20 protein-coding genes and 1 pseudogene are annotated in these 21,566 nt (G+C 65.5%); 15 read left to right on the forward strand and 6 right to left on the reverse strand.

The genetic code is table 11. The features are described from left to right. Nucleotide 1 precedes the first annotated feature (1 nt). Nucleotides 2–847 (reverse strand): sortase, encoded by an 846-nt coding sequence (locus OO015_RS11005; protein WP_265941314.1) that lies wholly within the window; start codon nt 845–847, stop codon nt 2–4. 175 nt (nt 848–1,022) lie between these two features. Between OO015_RS11005 and OO015_RS11010 the strand changes: the two genes are divergently transcribed. Further along, nucleotides 1,023–1,256: an Lrp/AsnC family transcriptional regulator gene (locus OO015_RS11010; RefSeq protein ID WP_265941315.1), complete on the forward strand. Its 234-nt coding sequence runs from the start codon at nt 1,023–1,025 to the stop codon at nt 1,254–1,256. Nucleotides 1,257–1,308: 52 nt separating this feature from the next. On the opposite strand, the gene OO015_RS11015 is transcribed toward OO015_RS11010, so the two are convergent. After that, on the reverse strand, nt 1,309–2,160 hold the full coding sequence (locus OO015_RS11015; RefSeq protein ID WP_265941316.1) for a hypothetical protein: 852 nt from the start codon (nt 2,158–2,160) through the stop codon (nt 1,309–1,311). Nucleotides 2,161–2,264: 104 nt separating this feature from the next. Between OO015_RS11015 and OO015_RS11020 the strand changes: the two genes are divergently transcribed. After that, a complete protein-coding gene (locus OO015_RS11020; protein ID WP_265941317.1) occupies nt 2,265–3,215 on the forward strand; it encodes a PEP-utilizing enzyme in 951 nt (316 codons plus the stop codon). A 32-nt stretch (nt 3,216–3,247) separates the two neighbouring features. Further along, nucleotides 3,248–4,327, forward strand: coding sequence for a PEP/pyruvate-binding domain-containing protein (locus OO015_RS11025; protein WP_265941318.1), 1,080 nt, complete (start codon nt 3,248–3,250; stop codon nt 4,325–4,327). A 93-nt stretch (nt 4,328–4,420) separates the two neighbouring features. On the opposite strand, the gene accC is transcribed toward OO015_RS11025, so the two are convergent. Further along, a complete protein-coding gene (gene accC, locus OO015_RS11030; RefSeq protein WP_265941319.1) occupies nt 4,421–5,767 on the reverse strand; it encodes an acetyl-CoA carboxylase biotin carboxylase subunit in 1,347 nt (448 codons plus the stop codon). Between the two features lie 220 nt (nt 5,768–5,987). On the opposite strand from accC, the pseudogene OO015_RS11035 reads away from it, so the two are divergent. The 12 genes and pseudogenes from OO015_RS11035 to OO015_RS11090 all read left to right on the forward strand — a co-directional run. Next, nucleotides 5,988–6,497, forward strand: a pseudogene (locus OO015_RS11035) (FAD binding domain-containing protein); the annotation flags it as partial. Continuing rightward, on the forward strand, nt 6,489–6,860 hold the full coding sequence (locus OO015_RS11040; RefSeq protein ID WP_265942076.1) for an FAD binding domain-containing protein: 372 nt from the start codon (nt 6,489–6,491) through the stop codon (nt 6,858–6,860). The pseudogene OO015_RS11035 and the gene OO015_RS11040, both read left to right, overlap by 9 nt. Before the next feature lie 24 nt (nt 6,861–6,884). Further along, complete coding sequence (locus OO015_RS11045; RefSeq protein WP_265941320.1) at nt 6,885–7,370, forward strand: (2Fe-2S)-binding protein; 486 nt, start codon at nt 6,885–6,887, stop codon at nt 7,368–7,370. A 16-nt stretch (nt 7,371–7,386) separates the two neighbouring features. After that, nucleotides 7,387–9,741: a xanthine dehydrogenase family protein molybdopterin-binding subunit gene (locus OO015_RS11050; RefSeq protein WP_265941321.1), complete on the forward strand. Its 2,355-nt coding sequence runs from the start codon at nt 7,387–7,389 to the stop codon at nt 9,739–9,741. A gap of 136 nt (nt 9,742–9,877) precedes the next feature. Beyond that, nucleotides 9,878–11,158 (forward strand): TMAO reductase system periplasmic protein TorT, encoded by a 1,281-nt coding sequence (gene torT, locus OO015_RS11055; RefSeq protein WP_265941322.1) that lies wholly within the window; start codon nt 9,878–9,880, stop codon nt 11,156–11,158. A 12-nt stretch (nt 11,159–11,170) separates the two neighbouring features. Then, entirely contained in the window at nt 11,171–12,706 is a 1,536-nt protein-coding gene (locus OO015_RS11060; RefSeq protein WP_265941323.1) for a sugar ABC transporter ATP-binding protein, read from the forward strand. After that, on the forward strand, nt 12,690–13,697 hold the full coding sequence (locus tag OO015_RS11065; protein WP_265941324.1) for an ABC transporter permease: 1,008 nt from the start codon (nt 12,690–12,692) through the stop codon (nt 13,695–13,697). Before OO015_RS11060 ends, OO015_RS11065 begins: the two co-directional genes overlap by 17 nt. Before the next feature lie 19 nt (nt 13,698–13,716). Continuing rightward, on the forward strand, nt 13,717–13,965 hold the full coding sequence (locus OO015_RS11070; RefSeq protein WP_265941325.1) for an acetyl-CoA carboxylase: 249 nt from the start codon (nt 13,717–13,719) through the stop codon (nt 13,963–13,965). A gap of 31 nt (nt 13,966–13,996) precedes the next feature. Then, entirely contained in the window at nt 13,997–14,989 is a 993-nt protein-coding gene (locus OO015_RS11075; protein WP_265941326.1) for a 5-oxoprolinase subunit B family protein, read from the forward strand. Nucleotides 14,990–15,024: 35 nt separating this feature from the next. Continuing rightward, the gene (locus OO015_RS11080) at nt 15,025–16,017 is read left to right on the forward strand and encodes a biotin-dependent carboxyltransferase family protein (protein WP_265941327.1); all 993 of its coding nucleotides are present in this window, start codon (nt 15,025–15,027) and stop codon (nt 16,015–16,017) included. Nucleotides 16,018–16,020: 3 nt separating this feature from the next. After that, a complete protein-coding gene (locus OO015_RS11085; RefSeq protein WP_265941328.1) occupies nt 16,021–16,794 on the forward strand; it encodes a LamB/YcsF family protein in 774 nt (257 codons plus the stop codon). 53 nt (nt 16,795–16,847) lie between these two features. After that, a complete protein-coding gene (locus tag OO015_RS11090; protein WP_265941329.1) occupies nt 16,848–17,462 on the forward strand; it encodes a biotin transporter BioY in 615 nt (204 codons plus the stop codon). Between the two features lie 243 nt (nt 17,463–17,705). On the opposite strand, the gene OO015_RS11095 is transcribed toward OO015_RS11090, so the two are convergent. From OO015_RS11095 to OO015_RS11105, 3 genes are all read right to left on the reverse strand, one after another. Then, complete coding sequence (locus OO015_RS11095; RefSeq protein WP_265941330.1) at nt 17,706–18,587, reverse strand: type I restriction endonuclease subunit R; 882 nt, start codon at nt 18,585–18,587, stop codon at nt 17,706–17,708. A 152-nt stretch (nt 18,588–18,739) separates the two neighbouring features. Continuing rightward, nucleotides 18,740–19,744, reverse strand: coding sequence for a ParB/RepB/Spo0J family partition protein (locus OO015_RS11100; RefSeq protein ID WP_265941331.1), 1,005 nt, complete (start codon nt 19,742–19,744; stop codon nt 18,740–18,742). Beyond that, the gene (locus OO015_RS11105; protein ID WP_265941332.1) at nt 19,737–20,603 is read right to left on the reverse strand and encodes a ParA family protein; all 867 of its coding nucleotides are present in this window, start codon (nt 20,601–20,603) and stop codon (nt 19,737–19,739) included. Before OO015_RS11105 ends, OO015_RS11100 begins: the two co-directional genes overlap by 8 nt. Nucleotides 20,604–21,566 lie beyond the last annotated feature (963 nt).

Below are 21,566 nucleotides of genomic sequence, written 5' to 3' on the forward strand. Positions count from 1 at the left end.
CCTAATCGACCGGCTTGGCGACGACGATGATGCGGTGGTCATCGATCCCGTACGGCCAGCAGGTCACCAGCGTCACGCGCTCCTCCGGCATCGGGTCGAGGAACCGGCCGGTCGCGATCCGCTCCTCGAGCGGAACGCCGACCTCCTTCCGGTAGTGGATCTCCGTGACGCGGTACCGGAACACGCCAGCGTCACTGGTCAGGATGACCTCGTCGCCGAGCTTGACATGTTCGAGGGTCCGGAAGACTTCACCCTTCCAGTCGTTATGCCCCGTAATGACGATGTTCCCTCCCTCGCCGGGGTTGGCCGACGTGTTATGATGCCCAGCCGCGTACTCGGCAACCTCCCACTCGATCACCTGCACGCCCTCGATTTCGACGACCTTGTATCCCACCTCGACGACCGGTGCGTCGATGCCGACCGATGGAATCTGAATCCGCGTCGGCGGCGGCAGCTTCGGCTTCGGGGTTGGAGTCGGCACGGCGGTCGGCTCGACCGTCGGTTGTACCGCGGCCCCCAGACCAGGCGTGGCCGTGGGGGATGGTGCTGGAGTCGGTATCGTCGTCGGCACGGCTTGCAGTGGCGGCGGTGGGGTGGTCAGCGTCGCGACCTGGCTCGGTGGGGGTTCCGGAGTCGGCCGGGTCGCTGCCGTTCCCATCGCCGCCACCGCGAGCAGGAACAGGCCGATCAGGATCAGGATTCCACCGAGGAGGGACAGCTGGACACGCCCCGAACGATCCTGGGCTGCTGGGGCTGCACGACCGAAGCGAAACCACTGGCGCGCCTGTCTTGCACCCGCATCGTGACCAGGCATCGAGAGCTTGCGTAAGGGGCGCCGCTTCTCCAAACTGGTTTCCCTCGAGCGATTGGGAACCGCGTTCCCGCTTCTCGACACACGCTAAGTATACCCGTGGCCGACGAGATACCAGGTTTGTGCCTCGCTCCGCCGTGCCCGGTTGCGACACAGCCAACCTTCGGGCACACTCGGAAGGACGGCCGCCGACAACCGGAGGGAGACCGCCATGGCAGCCCGTGCGTACGTTCTCGTCCACTGCGATGTCGGGAAAGCGCGAGCTGTGAAGGAAGCGCTCGAGCACGTCCCTGGCGTCTTGCACGCTGATATCGTCACCGGTGACTACGACCTGATCGTCGTCGCCGAGCAGCCGACGGTCGAAGAACTCGGCCGGCTCGTTCTCGAGCGGATCCACGGCACGCCCGGCGTGACGGCAACCAGCACCCACGTCGTCGTCGGCTGACCGGATCCGCTCGCACACCGATGGCATCCGACGCCCCCGGCAGCGCGCCCGTTCAGCAATGCCGATCGGGTATCTTGCGTTCCGCACCATTCGCGTCATCATTAGCAATGAAGTCAGTGGAATCAGACGAAGATCGGGGGAGCGGATGAGCGGCGCATTGCGGTTTCCGAGCCCGTTCGAGGTCGGCACACCACCCGGTGCGGAAGGGTGGGAGCAGCTCTATCCGTACTATCTCCTCTTCAGCGAGGATCGGCGGGAGGAAGAGGAACGCCGCCTGTGGTTCTTCAACGGGATGCATTTCCCCGAGGCGATGACACCGTTCGACATCATCACCGCCGAGGCCGGGTACCTGGCGATCGGCGAGATGAGCAGCCGCATGTTCTGCATTCCGCCAGCGATGGGGATCGACTTCCGCGTCCTCAACGGCTACGTCTACATCAGCCCCACACCGGTGACCGATCCGGCGCAGATCGAGCAGCGAGCAGGCTGGTTCCAGGAACGCGCTGGCTATTACTATGCCAACTGGCGCACGCTCTACGACGAGTGGAAGCAGAAACTCAGCGCTGAAGTCGATCGCCTGGTCGCGATCCGCTTCCCGGAGCTCCCCGAGGTCGAACCAGCCGAGTACGTGTTCCAGCGGCGCGGTTACGGCGCCTCGATGGACAACCTGGCCGCCTACCATGACCTCATCGACAGCATCTTCCGCGTCTGGCAGATCCACATGGACATCGTGATGATCGGGTTCGCCGCCTACTTTACGTTCTACGACTTCTGCAAGAAGGCGTTCCCGGAGATTTCCGACCAGCAAGTGACGCGGATGGTCGGCGCGATCGACGTCAGCATGTTCCGCCCCAACGACGAGCTGAAGCGCCTGGCCAAAGTCGCGCTCGAGCTCGGCGTCCACGACGTCTTCCTCGCCAATGGATCGGGCGAGCAGGTCTTCGCCAGGCTACGGGCGAGCGACGCTGGACAGCGCTGGCTGGCCGAGTGGGAAAAGAGCGCCGACCCGTGGTTCTACATGAATACCGGCGACGGCTTCCAGCATCACCACCGGGCCTGGATCGACGATCCCACGCCGTCGTCAGCGTGCTGGCCGACTCTATCCAGCGGCTGCAGCGCGGCGAAAACCTCGACCGCGATACCGCCTCGCTTCGCGAGGAACGCGACCGGATCACACAAGGCTACCGCGAACTCCTGGCGACCGAGGAGGAGAAGCAGGCATTCGATCAGATCCTGGCACTCACCCGCGATGTCTATTACTCGATCGAGGACCACAAGTTCTACGTCGAGCACTGGTACCAGAGCCGCTTCTGGAACAAGGTACGCGAACTCGGCAAGCTCTTCGTCGCCGGCGGCTTCTTCCAGGACATCGAGGACATCTTCCTCCTCCACTACACCGAGCTCGAGCGAGCGCTCATGGACCTCTTGCTCAGCTGGAGCATCGGAACCGTCGCGCGCGGGCCGAAGTATTGGCCGCCGGAAATCGCCCGACGCAAGCAGATCATGGAGCGCCTGCGCGCCTGGGCACCGCCGCCCGCGCTCGGCGTGGTGCCGGAGGTCATCGGCGACCCAGCGATCATCATGTTGTGGGGAATCACGCCGGAGCGCTTGCGGGCGTGGCTTGCGCCCGAGGAGGGGAACGTCCTGCGCGGCTTCGCCGCCGCACCCGGCGTCGTCGAAGGACCCGCGCGTGTCGTCCTCAGCATCGAGGAACTGCAAGAGGTCAAGGACGGCGAAATCCTGGTCTGCTCGGTGACCGAACCGAGCTGGGCACCCGTTCTCGCCCGGGTCCGTGGTATGGTTTCCGACATCGGCGGCGTCATGTCGCACGCAGCGATCGTTGCCCGCGAATACCGGATCCCGGCTGTCCTCGGTACCGGCGTCGCCACCAAACGGATCCGCACCGGGCAGATGCTGCGCGTCGACGGTGACAACGGCGTAGTCACGATTCTCGACTGACGACCTCGCCCTGGAGAGGAGTACGGGGAACGATGCGCGACGCACCATTCGTCTTCGATTTCGCTGCACTCAGCGAGCACGACCGCCCGCTCGTCGGTGGGAAAGCCGCGAGTCTCGGCGCACTCCTCGCTGCCGGGTGCCCGGTCCCGCCGGGCTTCGCCCTCACCACGGCAGCGTACCGGTATTTTCTCGAGGCGAACGGCCTGACTGGCCTCTTCCGTCTCGACCACTTCGACGGAGCGAATCTCGACGAGGCCGCCGCCGCGCTATCGCGGCGCGTGGAGGAGACATTCCTCGCGGCCTCGCTTCCGGACGACCTGGCGAACCAACTCGCCGAGTCGTACGCGCGGCTCGGGCAGCTCGTCGGCAGCGAGGCACCGGCCGTCGCCGTACGGTCCAGCGCCGCCGACGAGGACAGCCAGACTGCTAGTTTCGCCGGCCAGCACGAGACCTATCTCGGTATCCAGGGCTTCGACCAGCTCGCCCGGGCTGTGCGCCGCTGCTGGGCGAGCGCCTACACCCCGCGCGCGATCGCCTACCGGATTCACCGTGGGCTTTCGCTCGAGGACGCCGCTGTCGGCGTCGCCGTGCAGGTTCTCGTCGAACCGCGGGCAGCTGGTGTGCTCTTCACCTTGAGTCCACGCACCGGTGACCGCTCACTAGTCGTCATCGAAGGCAGCTGGGGGCTAGGACAAGCGGTCGTCGCTGGCGAGGTGACACCGGACGAATACGTCGTCAGCAAAGTCACGCTCGAAGTCCTGCGCAAGCACGTCAACCCGAAACCGTTCCGCTATCGCCGCGGTGGGCCAGACGGCTCGCTCGTCCGGGAGGAACTCCCGCCAGAGCAGGCCAACGCACCGTGTCTCGACGACACGGAAATCGTCGAGCTGGCACAGCGCGCCCGCGCGCTGGAGAAGCATTTCGGTTACCCGATCGACGTCGAGTGGGCGATCACCGACGAGCCAGCGAAAGGAACGATCTACTTCCTCCAGTGCCGGCCGGAGACAGTGTGGAGCCAGAAAGAGCGTCCAGCCGTCACGATGGCGATCAACAACCCGATCATGGCGATCGCCCAGACGCTGGTCCGCCCCGCCGGGAACACGCGGAACTGAGCGGGGAACCGGAGCGGGATCGTCCGCTTCGCAGCGCGAGCAAGCGCGGCGCTCGCCGGTCGGCGAGCGCCGCCTGTGTCCGCTGGAGCGAGATCACTGTGGTGACGCCAGCCGCTCGTCCAGGAACTGCACGTGGTAGGCGGCAGCGATCACCTCGGGGTCGTCGGCGAGCTGCTGATGGAACGGGGCCGTGGTCGCGATCCCCTCGATCACCAGCTCGTCGAGCGCGCGCCGGCCGCGAGCGAGCGCCTCGGCGCGATCGCGTCCCCAGACGATGAGCTTGCCGATCAGCGAGTCGTAGAACGGCGGCACCTCGTCGCCCGGGCCGAAGCCGAAGTCGCAGCGGACGCCCGGCCCAGCCGGCAGCTCCATCCGCTCGATGACGCCGGGTGAGGGGAAGAACTGCATCGCCGGATCCTCGGCATTGATGCGGAATTCGATCGCGTGGCCTCGCAGGGAGACCTCCTCCTGCGACCACGGAAGCCGCTCGCCAGCCGCGATCCGGATCTGCTCCTTGACGATGTCGATACCGGTCACCAGTTCAGTGACAGGGTGCTCGACCTGGATACGGGTGTTCATCTCCAGGAAATAGAACGAACCGCCGGAATCGACCAGGAACTCGATGGTACCGGCGTTGGTGTACCCAGCGGCCCGCGCCAGGCGGACTGCCGCCTCGCAAATCTGCGCGCGGAGGCCAGGCGAGAGGGCCGGCGAGGGTGCCTCCTCCCACAGCTTCTGGCGTCGCCGCTGGATCGAGCACTCGCGCTCGAAGAGGTGCACGACGTTGCCGTGGTGGTCAGCGAGCACCTGGACTTCGATGTGACGCGGGCGGTCGAGGAACTTCTCGAGGTAGAGCGACCCGTCACCGAACGCAGCGTGCGCCTCCTGCGCGGCGATCTGGAGTGCCTGCTCGAACTCCGCCCGGTCACGGACGATCCGAATGCCGCGGCCGCCGCCACCCGCTGCCGCTTTGACCATGATGGGGAAGCCGATGCGCTCAGCGAACGCGAGTGCCTCCTCCGGCGTCACCTTGTCGGGCGTACCGGGGACGATCGGCACGCCAGCGGCATCGGCTAGCTTGCGCGCTTCGGCTTTGTCCCCCATGAGCTGGATCGCTTCGGGACTCGGACCGATGAAGACAAGACCAGCGTCGCGGCAGGCGCGAGCGAAATCCGCGTTCTCAGCGAGAAAGCCGTAGCCGGGATGGATCGCTTCGGCACCGGTCTCGCGGGCAGCAGCGATGATCGCCTCGCTGTTCAGGTAACTGCGGGTGGCAGCCGCTGGTCCCATCAAGCGAGCCTCGTCGGCATAGCGGACATGCCGCGCCTGGGCATCGGCTTCGGAATAGACGGCGACGGTCCGGATACCGAGCTCGCGGCACGCCCGCAGCACGCGGATCGCGATCTCACCGCGGTTGGCGACGAGCACCTTGCGGAACATCAGCCCATCCCTTCGCATTTGTGTCGACCGACAAGCGGATTTGTACTCGATTACAAAAGCTCAACTCTTGACAGGCGAACCTTCTGGGCCTTAGCATACCCTTGTCGCTCGTCGCTGTCATCGTGCCGAATCCAAAACAGACACGTGCCTCGAGGGCCAAAACGAGTGCGAGAACGGCTGATGGGGTTCGTCTCTCGGTGAGCGAGCGAGGAGGACCGCAATGAAACCGGCACCCTTCGCCTACGAACGCCCGTCGAGCCTCGAGGAGGCTCTCGCCGTCCTCGGCGCGCATGGTTCGGAGGCGCGCCCCTTGGCAGGCGGGCAGAGCTTGATCCCGATGCTGACCTTGCGCATCGCTCGGCCGAGCTTGCTCGTCGATCTGGGACGCTTGAGCGAACTTGACGCATTGAAGCTGGACGACGGTGTACTGGAAGTCGGGGCAATGACCAGGTAGCGGCGCGTCGAGCGGGATCCGCTCGTCCGGGAACACGTCCCGCTGCTGGCTGATGCGCTTCGTCTCGTCGGGCATCCTGCCATCCGCAACCGCGGCACTGTCGGTGGCAGTCTGGCACACGCTGATCCCTCAGCCGAACTCCCGGCAGTCGCGCTGGCCCTCGACGCGGAGATCGTCGCTCGGGGTAACCAGGGCACACGAATCATCCCGGCACGTGACTTCTTCCTCGGCCCCTTCACGACCGCGCTCCAAGACAGTGAACTCGTCGTGGCTGTTCGCTTTCCCACACCCCGGGCCGGTACCGGCTGGGGGATCGCTGAGCTCGCCCGCCGCCACGGCGACTTCGCGCTCGCCGGAGCAGTCGCTGTGCTCGAGTGCGGGAGCGATGGCACCTGCACACGTGCAGCCGTTGCGCTCTTCGGTGTGAATTCCCGGCCGACACGCGCCGCAGCGACCGAGCAGGTACTGGTCGGCAGCACCCTGAGTGGCGATGTGCTACGGGAGGCTGCTGCGCGAGCGGTGGAGGCGATCGACGAGCCCCTCTCCGATGTCCACGGTTCAGCAGCCTACCGACGTCAGGTCACTCCGGTCGTCGTCCGACGAGCGCTCGAGGCAGCAGCCCAGCGAGCCAAGGCCTGAGCGAGCGGGAGGGTGAGAAGAGCGATGCAGCGCGTTACGATCAGCTTGACGGTGAACGGGCAACCAGTCTCGGCCGAGGTCGATGCCCGCATGACGCTGGCCGATTTCCTGCGCGACCAGCTGGGGCTCACCGGCACCAAGCTCGGTTGCGAGCATGGCGTCTGCGGAAGCTGCACGGTGCTCTGGGACGGCGCGGCAGTCCGCTCCTGCCTCGCCCTGGCTGCCCAAGCTGACGGAGCGACCATCACGACGATCGAGGGGTTGGCCACCGACTCGACCATGCACCCGGTCCAACGGGCGTTCTGGGAAGAGCATGCGCTCCAATGCGGCTTCTGCACCCCGGGCATGGTGCTGACGGCCGTCGCGCTCTTACAGGAGAACCCTGCGCCGAGCGAGGCGGAAATCCGTGAGGCGTTGAGCGGCAATCTCTGCCGGTGCACCGGATACCAGAACATCGTGCGGGCCGTTCAGATCGCTGCCGAACGGATGCAGAGTGACCGGGGATCCTGAAGAGGGGAGAATGACCATGACGCTCCAGCTGATACCGCGCGGCAAATGGGTCGGAGCCCGCGTCAAGCGAGTCGAGGATCCACGCTTCCTGACCGGGGAAGCACGCTATCTCGCCGATATCCAGATTCCGGGAACGGTGCATGCTGCCTTCGTCCGTTCGCCCTACGGGCATGCCCGGATCCGGAGCATCGAGACGAGCGCGGCCAAGGCGCACCCCGGTGTCATCGCGGTGTTCACTGCGGAGGACGTCGCCGCGCTCCCGCCACTCGCGAGTGGCCTCCCAATCGAAGGGCTGGTACCGACACCCCAACCGGTCCTGGCTAAAGACAAGGTGCGCTTCGTCGGCGAGGCGGTCGCCGTGGTGGTCGCCGAAAACCGCTACGTCGCCGAGGACGCAGCCGAACTCGTGCAGGTGGACTACGAGCCGCTCCCAGCCGTCACGCACGCCGAGCGCGCGATGGCACCAGATGCGCCGATCCTGCACGAGGATCTCGGCACGAATATCGTCTACCGGAAGGTCACCACGCTCGGCGATGTCGAGGGAGTATTCGCGCAGGCTGATCGAATCTTCCGGCGCCGCTTCCACACCAATCGCTTCGTCGCCTCGCCGATGGAAACGCGAGGTTGTCTGTCGATCTACGAGCGTGCGAGCGGACAGCTGACGTTCTACTCGTCCACGCAGATGCCGCACATGCTGCGACTCTTCCTGTCGCTCTTCCTCGGCATTCCCGAGCACAAGGTGCGTGTCATCTCACCGGAAGTCGGTGGCGGTTTCGGGCAGAAGATGACGATCTACCCCGAGGAAGTCGTCATCGCCTATCTCGGCAAAGTTCTCGGGCGACCGGTCAAGTGGGTCGAGGACCGGCGCGAGAACCTCGCTGCCGCGACCCACGCGAAGGAACAGATTATCGAACTCGAGGCAGCCGTCCGAGCCGACGGCAAGGTGCTCGGGATGAAGGCGCGGCTGATCGGTGACGGTGGGGCGTACTCCTTCAACACCGCGAGTGCACTGATCGAACCCCTGGCAGCTGCTGGCATCGTGCCCGGCGTCTACGACATCCCAGCCTACCAGCACGAGGTCATCGCCGTCTGCACGAACAAGGCACCGGTCGGTGCCTTCCGCGCTGTCGGCTGGACAGCTGCGCAAACGGCTCGCGAGCTGTTCTTCGACGAGATCGCGCGCGAACTCGGGCTCGATCCCGCCGAGTTCCGGCGCCGCAACCTGATCACCTCGTTCCCGCATACGACGGTTACCGGGATGGTCTACGACAGCGGCAGCTATCGCGAATCGCTCGAGCGAGCACTGGAGCTGGTCGGCTACGAGGAACTCCGGAAGCGGCAGCAGGAGCTCCGCAAGCAGGGACGGTACCTCGGCATCGGGATCAGCCTCTACGTCGAACCGACCGCTTGGGGCTCGGAGATCGCCCTGCAAGCCGGCTTCCCGTTCCCCTCGCACGACAACGCGACGGTCACGATCGATCCGACCGGCAAGGTTCGCGTCGCGGTGAGCGTGCATAGCCACGGACAAGGGCACGAAACGACACTGGCCCAGGTCGCGGCCGAAATCCTGGGAGTCTCTATCGACGACGTCATCGTCGAGCATGGTGATACCGACCGGGCGCCCTGGGGCATGGGTACCTATGCCAGCCGGAGCGCGGTGATCGGTGGCGGCATGGTGGCACTTGCAGCGCAGGAAGTCCGGCAGAAGGTCCTGCGCGTCGCCAGCCGCCTCCTCGAGGTGGCACCGGAAGATCTCGAGATCCAGGACGGCACGATCTTCGTCCGGGGCGCGCCCGACCGCTCGCTGAGCATGTTCCAGGTCGCCTTCGCCGCGTACCTCGACGGCCGTGTCCGAGCGGAAGGGGAAGAACCGCTCCTCTCGGCAACCAAGTTCTACGATCCGCGCGCCACGTATTCGAACGGCTGCATCGTGACCGTCTGCGAGGTGGACGGGGAAACTGGACTGGCCCGTCTCGACAAGATCGTCGCGGTCGAGGACTGCGGCACGATGTTGAACCCCATGATCGTCGAAGGTCAGGTGATGGGAGCGATCGCCCAAGGGATCGGCGGCGCCTTGTACGAGGCGATGGTCTACGATGAGAACGGGCAGCTTCTGACGGACACCTTCCTCACGTACGCACTACCAACGGCGACGGAGGTACCCGAGCTCGTCATCGACCACCTGGAGACCCCCTCGCCGGTGACGATCGGCGGGATCAAGGGGATCGGTGAGGGTGGCTTGTTGGCCACGCCGGCGTCCGTCGCTGGGGCAGTGCTCGATGCGATCTGGCCAGCGGGACGCACCATCGAGCAGTTGCCGCTGACACCGGAGCGGGTGCTGGAAGCACTCCAGGCTGAGAACGAAGGATGAGAGGAGGCTCGACGATTCGAAAGGTTGCCGGACAACCGGCATGGGATGAATGGGACGGTTCCGTTCCTCGGCTCCATAGTGAGGAACGGTGTGCTCGGGATCGGAGGGGAATGTGATGCAGCGAGGAGGATATTCGATGAACCAGTCCACGCGTCTGACGCGACGCACGGTCTTGCGTGCGCTCGCCCTCGGTGGCGCAGCCACCGCGGCAGGCAGTCTCCTCGCCGCCTGCGGTGGCAGTGGTGCAACCCCCACTCCGGCAGCCAGCGGAGCTCAGCCCACGACGGCAGCGCCCGCGGCGACACCGACCAGCACCTCAGCAGCCACTACACCGACTGCAGCTGCCGCAGCTTCGCCGGCCGCAGCTGAGGAACTCTGGGAGGTCGTCGCCTACTATGGGACGTACGACGTCTCGACCAAGCAGCCTGGCCGTCCAGCGAAGAGCCTCGAAGGACCGAAATACGAGAAGTGGACACGGCCCAAGGCGAACAAGCCGTACATGATCGGCGTCTCGTTCCCGCACCTGAAGGACCCGTACTGGCTCGCCGTCGACTACGGGATCGTGGACGAGGCGCAGATTCTCGGTGTCGGTATCGAGCTCGTGGCTGCCCAGGGCTACAATGACCTCACGGGGCAGATCAACCAGGTCGAGAACCTGGCCAACCGAGCCGACATCGAGGGAATCATCCTGGCCGCGATCAGCTATGCCTCGCAGGACCAGCTGGTCACCGACATCGTCAAGAACAAGAAGAAGCCGGTCATCGAGGTGATCAACGACATCCAGGCGCCGGACATCATGGCCAAGGCGCTGGTGTCGTTCTACGACATGGGCTACGCAGCGGGCGAGTTCGTTGCGAAGGATTCGGGTGGTCAGAATGTAACGGTGGTCTTCCTGCCCGGTCCAGCTGGTTCCGGCTGGGCACCGGATACGGTCGACGGCTTCAAGGCAGCCGTCGAGGAGAAGGTGCCCGGTAAAGTGCAGATCCTGGATGTCAAGTGGGGCGACACTGGTAAGGATGTCCAGGTTTCGCTCATCGAGGATGCACTCAACGCGTATCCCGACGTCACGTACCTGGTTGGGAATGCTGTCGCGGCTGATGCAGCGCCGGACATCCTCGCCAATCGCTCGAAGAAGCCGAAGATCGTGTCGACCTACATCATCCCGCCGCTCTACGACAAGATCGCCGAGGGAAAGGTGGCTGCGGCACCGACCGACTTCACTGCGCTCCAGGGTCGGATGGCTGTCGACATGATGGTACGGATTCTGAACGGCGAGAAGCCAGGTGTCGACTTCCCGTTCCGAGCTGGGCCGATCATCAAGGTCGTCACACCGCAGAACTACAAGGACTTCAAGTACGAGGACATGTTCGGTCCGCGCGACTTCCGCCCGGTGTTCTCTGTCAAGCCGAAGCCGTAATGGACGACGCGTATGCCGGCGCTGTTACGGGCTCACGAGATCAGCAAACGGTTTCCCGGTGTCCTCGCTCTCGATCGCGTCTCGTTCGAACTCCAGGCTGGCGAAGTGCATGCCCTGGTCGGTGAGAACGGGGCCGGGAAATCCACACTGGTCAATATCTTCGCTGGCTCTCTGCGACCCGACAGCGGCACGATCGAACTCGAGGGGCGACCGGTGCAGATCCGGTCGCCCCACCATGCCCAACAGCTCGGTATCCGGGCCGTTTTCCAGCAACTGAGTCTCGTCCCCGCCCTGACGGTGGCAGAGAACATCTTTCTCGGGCGCGAACTCACCGCACCAGTGGTACTCCGCAAACCCGCGATGCAAGCGCAGAGCCTCGCCCGCCTGGGGCTCTTCGACGCTGGCATCGCACCGACGGCACGGGTGCGCGACCTCACGGTACCGCAGCGCTATCTCGTCGAGATCGCCAAAGCCACACTCGAGCAGCCGAAGGTGCTCATCCTCGACGAGCCGACCGCCTCACTGACCGACCGAGAAACGCAGGTCCTGTTCGGGCTCGTCCGGGAACTCCGCGAGCGTGGTGTCGGCATCATCTGGATCACGCACCGACTCGAGGAACTCTGCGAGATCGCCGACCGCGTCACCGTGATGCGGGACGGTCGGCACGTGGCGACGCTCGCGGTGGGCGACACGACGACCGACCGGCTGATCACGCTCATGACCGGTCGCGAATACGAGCAGATCTACCCCGTCCTCCAACCCGTTCCCGAGGACGCCCCGGTGGCGCTCGAGGTTCAGGGATTGCATACCGTCCACGGCTTGCGGGGCGTGCATTTCACGCTGCGTGCTGGGGAAATCCTCGGTGTCGGTGGACTGATCGGCTCCGGAAAGCAACTGATCGGTCGCGCCTTAGTCGGGCTCGAACCGGCGACTGCAGGCCAGATCGAGCTCGCCGGCCAGCGCGTACCCCTCGACGAGATCAGTCCGTATGTCATGCTCCACCGCGGGCTCATGTACTTCCCCGCCGATCGTCGCAACGAGGGGCTGCTCACCAACCGCTCTGTCCTCGAGAACATGACGATCGCAGCGCTCGAGCAGTTCGAGCTCCTCGGTGCACTGCTGGACAAGCGACGCGAACGTCGAACCGTCCTGGACTTCATCCGACGACTCGCGATCGTCCCGCCGAATCCCGACATGCGCGTGCGCAATCTTTCCGGTGGCAACCAGCAGAAAGTCGCGCTCGCCCGTGGATTGATCCGCGAGACCCGCGTGTTCGTGCTCGATGAGCCGACGCAGGGAATCGACGTCGGCGCGAAGATCGCGATCTACGAGCTGCTCCACGAACTCGCACGGCAGGGGGCGGCGGTGCTCTTCATCACTTCCGACATCTTGGAACTGCTCCATGTCTGTCACCGGGTAGCAGTCATGTTCCAAGGTGAGCTAGTCGCCATCGTACCGCACGAGGAGGCAACCGAAGAACGCCTCTTGCAGTACTACTTCGGGCATCTACGAGAGGAGGTCGGGCGAACCGGTGTCGACGCCGCGTGAAGTCGCGACCAAGCGATTCGCGCCCGCCGGGCGCTTCCACTGGGTGCGAAGTACGATCGAGCAACTCGGGCTCCTACCGGTCCTGCTCGTCCTGCTCTTGATCTTCTTCTCGATCGCTTCGCCGAACTTCTTTACACGAGGCAATCTTTCAACGATTCTGACGCAGGCACTCTTCCTCATCATCGTCTCGGTTGCGCAGACGCTCGTCCTGTTGACAGGCGGTTTCGATCTCTCGATGGGATCGTCGATCGCCCTGGTGAGCATCGTCGCCGGTCTCCAGCTGCTCGACCATCCCGATGCACCAGCGACGGGACTGCTCATCGCGATGGTCGCTGCGATCGCTGTCGCTACTGGTATCGGGGCAATCAATGGCCTCTTCGTTGCGATCTTCCGCGTGCCACCCTTCATCGTCACGCTCGCGATGATGACCGCGATATCGGGCCTCGCGCTCAAGGTGTCGCGAGGGGTACCGGTATTCGGACTGCCAGGATACTTTTCGAACACGCTCTACACCGGCAAGGTCATCGGTCTGCCGGTACCGTGGCTGGTGACCATACTCGTTCTGGTGGTCATGTATCTGGTCCTCCACTGGACTCGCTTCGGTCGCTACTGGTATGCGATCGGGAGCAACGCCGAGGCTGCCCGGCTCTCGGGTATCACGGTGCGGTTCTACCTGTTTCTGGCATACACGATTGCTGGTGTCCTGGTCGGGATTACCGGGTTGCTCCTGACCGCTCGGGTTGGCTCGGGCGAACCGACTTTGGGAGCGAGCTTTCCCTTGGAATCGATCGCTGCGGCTGTACTCGGTGGGGTATCGATCCGCGGCGGTGAGGGAAACCTGTTCGGCGCAGCGATCGGGGCCATCTTCCTGGTCATGCTCCGCAACGGTATGGACATCATGGGCATCAGCACCTACACCCAAATGATCATCACCGGCGGGCTACTGGTGATCGCCGTGATCATCGATAACTGGGTGCACCGCGAACGCTAAGAAGGGAAGGGGGAATCTCATGGCTGAGCACACGATCAAATCACCGTTACCGGGTATCTTTTACCGGCGTCCCAGCCCGGATGCTGAGCCATTCGTGAAGGAGGGCGACACGATCGCACCGGGCACTGTGATCGGCTTGGTCGGCGTGATGAAGACGTTCCATCAGATCACGTCCGATGTCGGGGGCAGAGTCGTCCGGTTTCTCGTCGAAAACGAGGAGGCGATCCGTCCCGGCCAGCCGATCGCTGTCGTCAGCGACGAGGCTTGAGCTCCGTAGAAGCGGGAAGGAGCGCGCAGTCATGACGGGTCATGCAACGCAACCGTCGGGGGTCATCTTGGCCAGCTATCCCGAGCGGAACGGGCGGCCGAGCGTCGTCTACCGCAACGCCGGTGACAGTTTTCTCCTCGTCGAGTTCGGCGAGATGGTGTTCGACCTGACGATGAGCTTCCGCGTCCTCGGGCTCGACGATGCGATCAAGCGCAGTCGACCAGCCGGGTTGATCGAGACGATCCCGGCCTTACGGAGCGTCCTCATCAATTACGACTGCCGGCAGATCTCGGCCCGGGATCTCATCGACTTCGTCGAGGAGCAGTACGAGCATCTGCCCCCCTTCGAGAACCTCGTCGTCCCGAGCCGGATCGTCGAGCTCCCGATCGCCTTCGACGACAAGTGGACGCGCGAGGCGATCGCCCGCTATGTCCAGTACCAGCGAGCCGACGCACCCAACATCATCGACGGCACGAACTCCAAGTACGCCGCCATGTACAACGGGCTGCGCGACGAGGAGGAGTTCTTCAGCTACATCATGGCGACCGACTGGTGGAACGCGGCACTCGGCTTCTTCCCGGGGTTGCCGTTCGCCTATCCGCTCGACCCGCGATACGCGGTCGTGTTGCCCAAGTACAACCCGACGCGACACTGGACACCAGCCGGAACCGTCGGCATCGCTGGGCCCTGTCTCGCGATCTACCCGGTCGAGTCGGCCGGTGGATATCAGATCTTCGGTCACACCGTGCCGATCTACGATCCGCAGCAGCGCAATCCAGCCTTCCGCGAGAGCCCCGTCCTCCTACGCCCAGGCGACCGCCTGCGCTTCCGCCCACGGGTGACCGACGACGAACTGGAGGCCATGATCCAAGCGGTCTACGACGGCACGTACCAGTACCGAATCGACGAGACGGCGACCTTCGATGTCGGCGCCTATCTCCGCTTCCTCAAGGAGGTCGAACCGGAAGCGGAGGCGTTCCGACGCCGTCAGGCCGAGGCAGCTGCTCGGGTGCCGGTTCCGTGATGCTCGCCTGAACGTAGGGGAAGGTTGGTGTGGTCATGCTCGAGGTACGGAACGGCGGCTTCGAAACGACGGTACAGGACTATCCTGGCCGGATCGGGATGTTGTCGCTGGGGTTCGCTCCAGCTGGTCCGATGGACGACTACGCGTTCCGTTTCGCCAACGTACTGGTCGGAAATCCCCCCGGTGCCGCGGGCCTGGAGATCACCGCGGGCGGTCTCGTGGTCGCGTTCCACGACGAACGAGCTATCGCCGTCTGCGGAGCCGACATGGGCGCGCGACTCAACGGGCAGCCGATCGAACTCTGGCGTAGCTACCTCGTCCGCGCTGGTGACGTCCTGGAGTTCGACTATCTCCAGGGCGCGGGCTTCCGCACCTACCTCGCTGTGAGCGGGGGGATCGATGTCCCACCGGTCCTCGGCAGCCGAGCGACCTATCTGCCGGGTGCGATCGGCGGTCTCGAGGGGCGCAAGCTGCAACAGGGCGACCGTTTGCCGCTCGGTGAGCCCATGACCGATCCAGCCCAAGCAGCCGGTCGGCGAGTTCCCGCCTCGCTCGTGCCGACCTACCCCGGCTACAACGAGGTGTGGGAAGTCGAAGCAACGCGCGGTCCGCAGGCCGACCCGGACTATATGACTCCGGACGACATGGCTTTCTTCTTCTCGCACCATTGGAAACTCGATGCCGCTTCCAACCGAACCGGCTACCGACTGGACATCCACAAGTGGCAGTGGGCCCGCACGAGCGGTGGTGCCGGTGGCGGTCACCCATCCAACATTCTCGACAACGGCTATCCGGTCGGCGCGGTGAACGTCTGCGGCGACCAGCCGATCATCCTCTGCATCGACGGGCCGACGCTGGGCGGCTTCATCTGCAACGCCGTGGTCGCCAAGGCAGCGATGTGGAAACTGGGACAGATGGTTCCTGGCTGGAGTTACATCCGTTTCAAGGAAGTCACCCTCGAAGAAGCGATCGCACTGGTGAAGAAGCAAGACGAGACGATCCACGAGAGCAACCTCGAAAGGAGCTGATCCATGGCCCGCGTCATCGACATCAACTGCGACATGGGCGAAAGCTTCGGTCGCTGGACGCTCGGCAACGATGCGGCACTGATGCCCTCCATCACCTCAGCGAACATCGCCTGCGGCTGGCACGCCGGCGATCCGGCCGTTATGCGGCAGACGGTCGAACTCGCCGTCGCACACGGCGTCGGTATCGGTGCTCATGTCGGCTTTCCCGACCTCCTCGGCTTCGGCCGTCGCCGCATCGACGTCACGCCGCAGGAGGTCTATGACTATACGCTGTACCAAGCTGGTGCCCTGCAAGCGTTCGCGCAGGCAGCCGGCTCGCGGCTCCAGCACGTCAAGCCGCACGGAGCGTTCTACGTCATGTGCTCGCAGAACGAAGAACTGTGTGAAGCGCTCTGCCGGGCGATCAAAGCACTCGGCAACGGGATCGCGCTCGTGATGATGGGCGATATCGCTCCGCGGGTCGCTGCCTCGGTCGGTATCCCGATGGCGCGCGAGGGTTACATCGATCTGAACTACAACCGGCAGGGGCAACTGGTGCTCGAGCGTCGCAAGCAGGCCTGGGATCCCGAGGAGGTCGCCCGGCGCGCCGTGGAGCTGGTCCTGCACGGTCGTATCCCGACGATCGAGGGGGAGACGCTCCAGGCCGAGGTGGAGACGATCTGTATCCACGGCGACGCGCCGAACGCGCCGGAGATCGCCCAGCGAGTGCGCCAGCGGTTGGAGGAAGCTGGTGTCATCGTCCGGCCACTCGGCACCGGAATGACGGCGAGAGCCTGAGTGGGACGGTAGGAGTTTCCGGATATCGAGAAGGGTAAGGAGGGAGAGGTCGCATGCAGTCGGTCGTTCTCGCCGATCTGACGATGCCGCGCAGCTGGCGGGCCAACGCGAATGCGCGCCTGTTGACGAGCGCTGCGCTCGTCGTGGCCGGGAGCGTCCTCACGGCACTGGCTGCGCACGTATCGATTCCGCTGCCGTTCACCCCGGTTCCGATCACGGGGCAGACGTTCGCGGTGCTCCTGGTCGGTGCTGCTCTCGGCAGCCGGCGCGGTGCAGCCAGCATGGCGCTCTACCTGGCCGAGGGCCTGGCCGGACTGCCGGTCTTCGCGGGCGGGAAGGCTGGTCTAGCCGTCCTCCTCGGGCCGACCGGTGGATACCTCATCGGCTTCATCGCGGCGGCGTTCGTCACCGGCTGGCTGGCCGAGCGAGGCTGGGACCGCCGGCCGCTGACCACGGCCTTGGCGATGGTTCTCGGGAATCTCGTGATCTACCTCTTCGGGGTCTCCTGGCTCGCTGTTTTCGTCGGCATCAGCAAGGCACCGCTCCTCGGTATGATCCCCTTCTTGCCAGGGGACCTTCTGAAGATCCTCTTGGCCACTGCCGCGCTGCCGGGTGCCTGGTGGATCGTCCAGCGCAGCGGCATGGCTGGGCTCACCGCACAGCGGTAGCGCACCAGCGCGAGCGGAATACCTCGATCGGGAGCCGTCGGCAGTCACCGGCGGCCCCGGTCTCGTTCGGCTGCCGAGAGCCTCGAGCGCGCGGGACGCTCCCTTGAGTACTCCCGGTTTCGCTTCCACGAAACCTCGCACACATGTGGCACAGTCCGCTCAATGCCATGCACAGAGCGGCTCCACCATTCACCGTGCAGCGAGGGAGCGGGAACGCCGCAGTCGCTGCCAGGAACGATTCATCTAGAGGCGGAGGCTGAAGAGGCTGGGGTCTTCACCAAGCTGCCGGAGAAGCTTCTGCGTATACCGTACGATATCCTCGGAGCTGAGGCTCGTTTCCACCCAAAGTTGATTGGGCAACGCATGTCCGGAAAGGAAGTTCTTTCCACTCGGGTGCCTCGGCTCAGTATGCACGAGATACCGCGTCGGGCCGAGGAGTATCGGGCACACTGCACTCGTCAACTTCCCCCGTGTAACCAGCCATTCGGCGACTTCGACGAGCAGTGACTTCCACGTCTTCAGGTCGCGCTCGCTGCCGTCCGGAAAGCGAAGGCACCGCGGTGGGGGATCACCGAGTTTCGGCCGTAGCCCAGCCAGCGATCGCCAGCTATCGGGCGGCGGCGGAGGGGGCGACGGCGTCTCGCGCAGGAACAGCGGCCGCCAGAGCGCCTCGGCCAGCGCGACGGCGATCGCTGGGACGGTGCGCTTGCTGTCGGCCAGGTCGATAGCGTACCGGGGCTGTTTCAAGTCCCTCGGATCGTAGAGGAGCCAGCGGCACCCATCCGTCACACCGACGGCGCGCGGGGCGGCTCCCTGGCGCTGGAGTTCCCAGGCATAGCTCAGCGCTGCCGAGTGACCGATCTCCAGCTTCTGGCCCAGCCGCTTCGCCTCCAGCACCAAGACTGGCTGCCCATCGACCCGGAGGACGTAGTCGGCGACCCCGCTCCCCGCACGCACTTCGACCTGAACGGCCGCTGGATCGTCGGTCGCCCAACCGAGCGTCTGCAGCAAGGGATCGATCAGCGAGACCCGCGTCTGTGCCTCGCTCGTCTCCAGGAGTCCTCGGTACTCCTGCATCCGCTGCCGCAAGCGCTCGATGAGCGCACACAGGTTCTCCAACACCATTGCACCTCTCGGGTGAGTGTAGCGGACGAGCGGGAAATCGCTCAAGAGCGGAGTGTCCGATCCAGCCGCTCCAGCGTCCAGGCACCGGAGCGCATGCGACGCAGCGACGGGTGGACGAGTCCGCCTCGTGCTGCTCGGCGGTGCGGGAGGAGTCAGCGCAGGAGCTGGTCAGGATCCGGCGCGGAACGACTCGCCAGGGCGCGCCAGCGCAGCAGCGCCGGGCGGAGCCGCTGGAACGCTTCGACGATGACCTGCCGTTCGGCCTCGTCCAGGGCCGCCGGATCGGTCGTATCCAGTAACTGGCGCAGGCGCTCGAGCGCGGCGACGAGCTCGCTGACCGGTGAGGCACGCCGGGTCACCGCAGGAGTTCGCGGCGATGGGCGTGGGCTGGAACGCACGAGCGAGCGCAGCTGCCCGATAAGTTCCTCCGGCGGGAGTGCCGCGAGCTCTGGCCGGGTACGGAGTGCGCGGGCGAGTCGCTCGATCTCCGCTTGCGCGAGGCCGTCCTGCTCGATCAGCTGGGCCACCGCGATCTGCAGCGGCTCGGGGAGTCCCTGGAGCGGTCGCGTCTGCTTTTCCGAGAGTCGACCGGCCCGGATCGCTTCCTGCACCGGTTCCGGCAGCTTCTCCGTGGCGAGGAGCTGGAACAGCCGGCTGCGCTTGATCCCGACCGCTTCGGCGACCTGCTCCCAGGGCACGTCACCGAGCTGCTGCTTGAGCCGACGGAGCGCGGCGGCACGGTCGAGCGCGTTCAGATCCTCGCGGAGGATGTTCTCCATCAGCTGCTGGACGAGCCGCTGCTCGTCGCTTACCTCCCGGACGATGGCCGGGATGCTGGTGAGGCCAGCCAGCTGCGCAGCCCGCCAACGACGCTCGCCGTGGATGATGACGTACCGGTCGCGCGTCGCGTCGTAGCGCACCGCGATCGGCTGGAGGACACCCTGCAGACGGATCGAGGCTGCGAGCTCCTCGAGCCGCTCCGGGTCGAAAGTACGCCGGGGCTGCTCCGGATCCGGCTCGATCCGATCGAGCGCGATCTCGCGCGCTTCGGTCAGCTCGCGCGTGCCGCGTGCCTGCGGCGAGGTGTCGGCGAGGAGGTCTTCGACCGTGAAGCGACGGCGACGGGTGGTTGTACGGGAGATGGGCACCTCAGACACGGCTCGTGCTCCCGACCATCTCGGCGATGGCTGCTGCAGCTTGACGGTAGGCCGCCGCCAACGGCGAGCGCGGCTGGTACTGCAGGATCGAGGTATGTTCGGCTACTGCCTCGGCCCCCTTGACGGAAAGCGGGATACTCGGCAAGAGCGGGAGATCGGGAAAGCGCTCGCGCAGCGTCGCCAGCATGTCAGCAACGAGGCGCGAGGAATGGTGCACCTTGGTCGGCAAGAAGCCGAGGACGGTGAGGCGCGGGTTGAGCCGGCGCACCCGGTTAACCGTCTCGAACAGACGCCGCAGCACCATGAGCGAGAGCGGGTGCGGCTCGATCGGAATGACGAGGGCCGTGGCAGCGACCAGGATGTTGACGCTCAGGATATTGAGCGCCGGTGGGCTGTCGATGAGGACGTAGTCGTAGGGCAGGGGTTCAGCCGCAGCGAGCGCGTGCGCCAACCGCCGCTCGCGCTCGAGTGCGTTCAAGAGTTCCAGCTCGGCGGCAGCCAGATCCGGATGGCTGGGGACGAGGTCGAACCCGTCGATCCGCGTCGACACAATGACCTCGCTGAGGGGAAGGGGATCTTCGACGAGCAAGTCGTAGACCGAGACTGCCAGGCGCGCGATGTCGATCCCGAGCGCCATCGTGAGGCTGGCTTGCGGGTCGAGGTCGAGGGCGAGGACACGGTGTCCCCGCTCGGCGAGTGCAGCTCCGACGTTGAGCGTGCTGGTCGTCTTGGCAGTCCCACCCTTCTGGTTGAAGAACGCGATGACTGGCGTCACGACCCGCTCCCGCTGTACGGACACCCGCAGAGGAAGGCTACCAGAGGTCAGCGCCGGTGTCCAGGAGCGCAGGACGGTTCCCATCCCCTCCGGCACCTCCACCGCCCCGAATTTGTCTCGAAGCTGAACCAGAGCGGAGACACGCTGAGCCCAGCGAGCGGCACCTGATGCTGCCCGACGAGCGCGTCCCGATGCCGAAGGTCGGGTGCATGCTGGTCACTCGAACTGCACGACCACCGCTGATCCGCGGCAGGCTGACGCGTGCCTCACCCACCTGGACCGAGAGAACGGGCAAGCTCCCTTTCCCGCGCCTGTCGGCGCGGCTGGGCGAGGCACGCCTCGCCCCTACAGAGCGTGGCCAATGAGGGACGATCACCTGCGCACCGCCCACCTGCGGCCGAGAGACCACCGCCATCCCTGTAGGGGTCAGGCGTGCCTGACCCGTCCGGCCCGCCAGGGCCGGAAACCGCCCCCGTTCCCGCGTCTGCTGCGCGGACAGGCCAGGCACGCTTCACCTCTACACGGGAATGGGCCATGGCCGATCAAGAACGGTTCCCTACGCGTTGCCCACCGGCCCGAACTGACCACCGCGGTTCCAGTAGGGGTCACGCGTGCGTGACCCAGCCGGGCCGTCAGACCCGGGAACGAACCACGTACCCGTACCTTCCGGCGTGGATCGGCGCGGTAGGCTTGCGGCCACCCTCACCCCCAGCCCCCTCTCCCGGACGGTGCGGGAGAGGGAGCGGCGAGCGCCAGCGAGCCCGGGGTGAGGGGTGTCGTACCGGCACGCAACACCGACGGTCGCCTGCCGGTCGCCCACCGGCCCGCATCGACCACCGTCACCCCTGTAGGGGTCAGGCGTGCGTGACCCAGCCGGGCCGTCAGGCCCGGGAACGAACCACGTACCCGTACCTTCCGGCGCGGCCGGGCGACGCACACGTCGCCCCGACCAGGGTGCGGCTGGTAAGGGATGCTTGCCTATGGATCGATCACCCACGGGGAAGAGACCACTACCATCCCCGTAGGGGTCAGGCACGCCCGACCTGT

The organism is Thermomicrobium sp. 4228-Ro, assembly GCF_026241205.1.
Classification (GTDB): Bacteria; Chloroflexota; Chloroflexia; order Thermomicrobiales; family Thermomicrobiaceae; genus Thermomicrobium.

Bases quoted from the DNA above. Each gene is read 5' to 3' on its own strand.
- OO015_RS11050 (WP_265941321.1), top strand. From the start codon at position 7,387: ATGACGCTCCAGCTGATACCGCGCGGCAAATGGGTCGGAGCCCGCGTC.
- OO015_RS11085 (WP_265941328.1), top strand. From the start codon at position 16,021: ATGGCCCGCGTCATCGACATCAACTGCGACATGGGCGAAAGCTTCGGT.
- OO015_RS11010 (WP_265941315.1), top strand. From the start codon at position 1,023: ATGGCAGCCCGTGCGTACGTTCTCGTCCACTGCGATGTCGGGAAAGCG.
- OO015_RS11075 (WP_265941326.1), top strand. From the start codon at position 13,997: ATGACGGGTCATGCAACGCAACCGTCGGGGGTCATCTTGGCCAGCTAT.
- OO015_RS11080 (WP_265941327.1), top strand. From the start codon at position 15,025: ATGCTCGAGGTACGGAACGGCGGCTTCGAAACGACGGTACAGGACTAT.
- accC (WP_265941319.1), bottom strand. From the start codon at position 5,767: ATGTTCCGCAAGGTGCTCGTCGCCAACCGCGGTGAGATCGCGATCCGC.
- OO015_RS11060 (WP_265941323.1), top strand. From the start codon at position 11,171: ATGCCGGCGCTGTTACGGGCTCACGAGATCAGCAAACGGTTTCCCGGT.
- OO015_RS11025 (WP_265941318.1), top strand. From the start codon at position 3,248: ATGCGCGACGCACCATTCGTCTTCGATTTCGCTGCACTCAGCGAGCAC.
- OO015_RS11045 (WP_265941320.1), top strand. From the start codon at position 6,885: ATGCAGCGCGTTACGATCAGCTTGACGGTGAACGGGCAACCAGTCTCG.
- OO015_RS11070 (WP_265941325.1), top strand. From the start codon at position 13,717: ATGGCTGAGCACACGATCAAATCACCGTTACCGGGTATCTTTTACCGG.
- torT (WP_265941322.1), top strand. From the start codon at position 9,878: ATGAACCAGTCCACGCGTCTGACGCGACGCACGGTCTTGCGTGCGCTC.
- OO015_RS11105 (WP_265941332.1), bottom strand. From the start codon at position 20,603: ATGGGAACCGTCCTGCGCTCCTGGACACCGGCGCTGACCTCTGGTAGC.
- OO015_RS11090 (WP_265941329.1), top strand. From the start codon at position 16,848: ATGCAGTCGGTCGTTCTCGCCGATCTGACGATGCCGCGCAGCTGGCGG.
- OO015_RS11095 (WP_265941330.1), bottom strand. From the start codon at position 18,587: ATGGTGTTGGAGAACCTGTGTGCGCTCATCGAGCGCTTGCGGCAGCGG.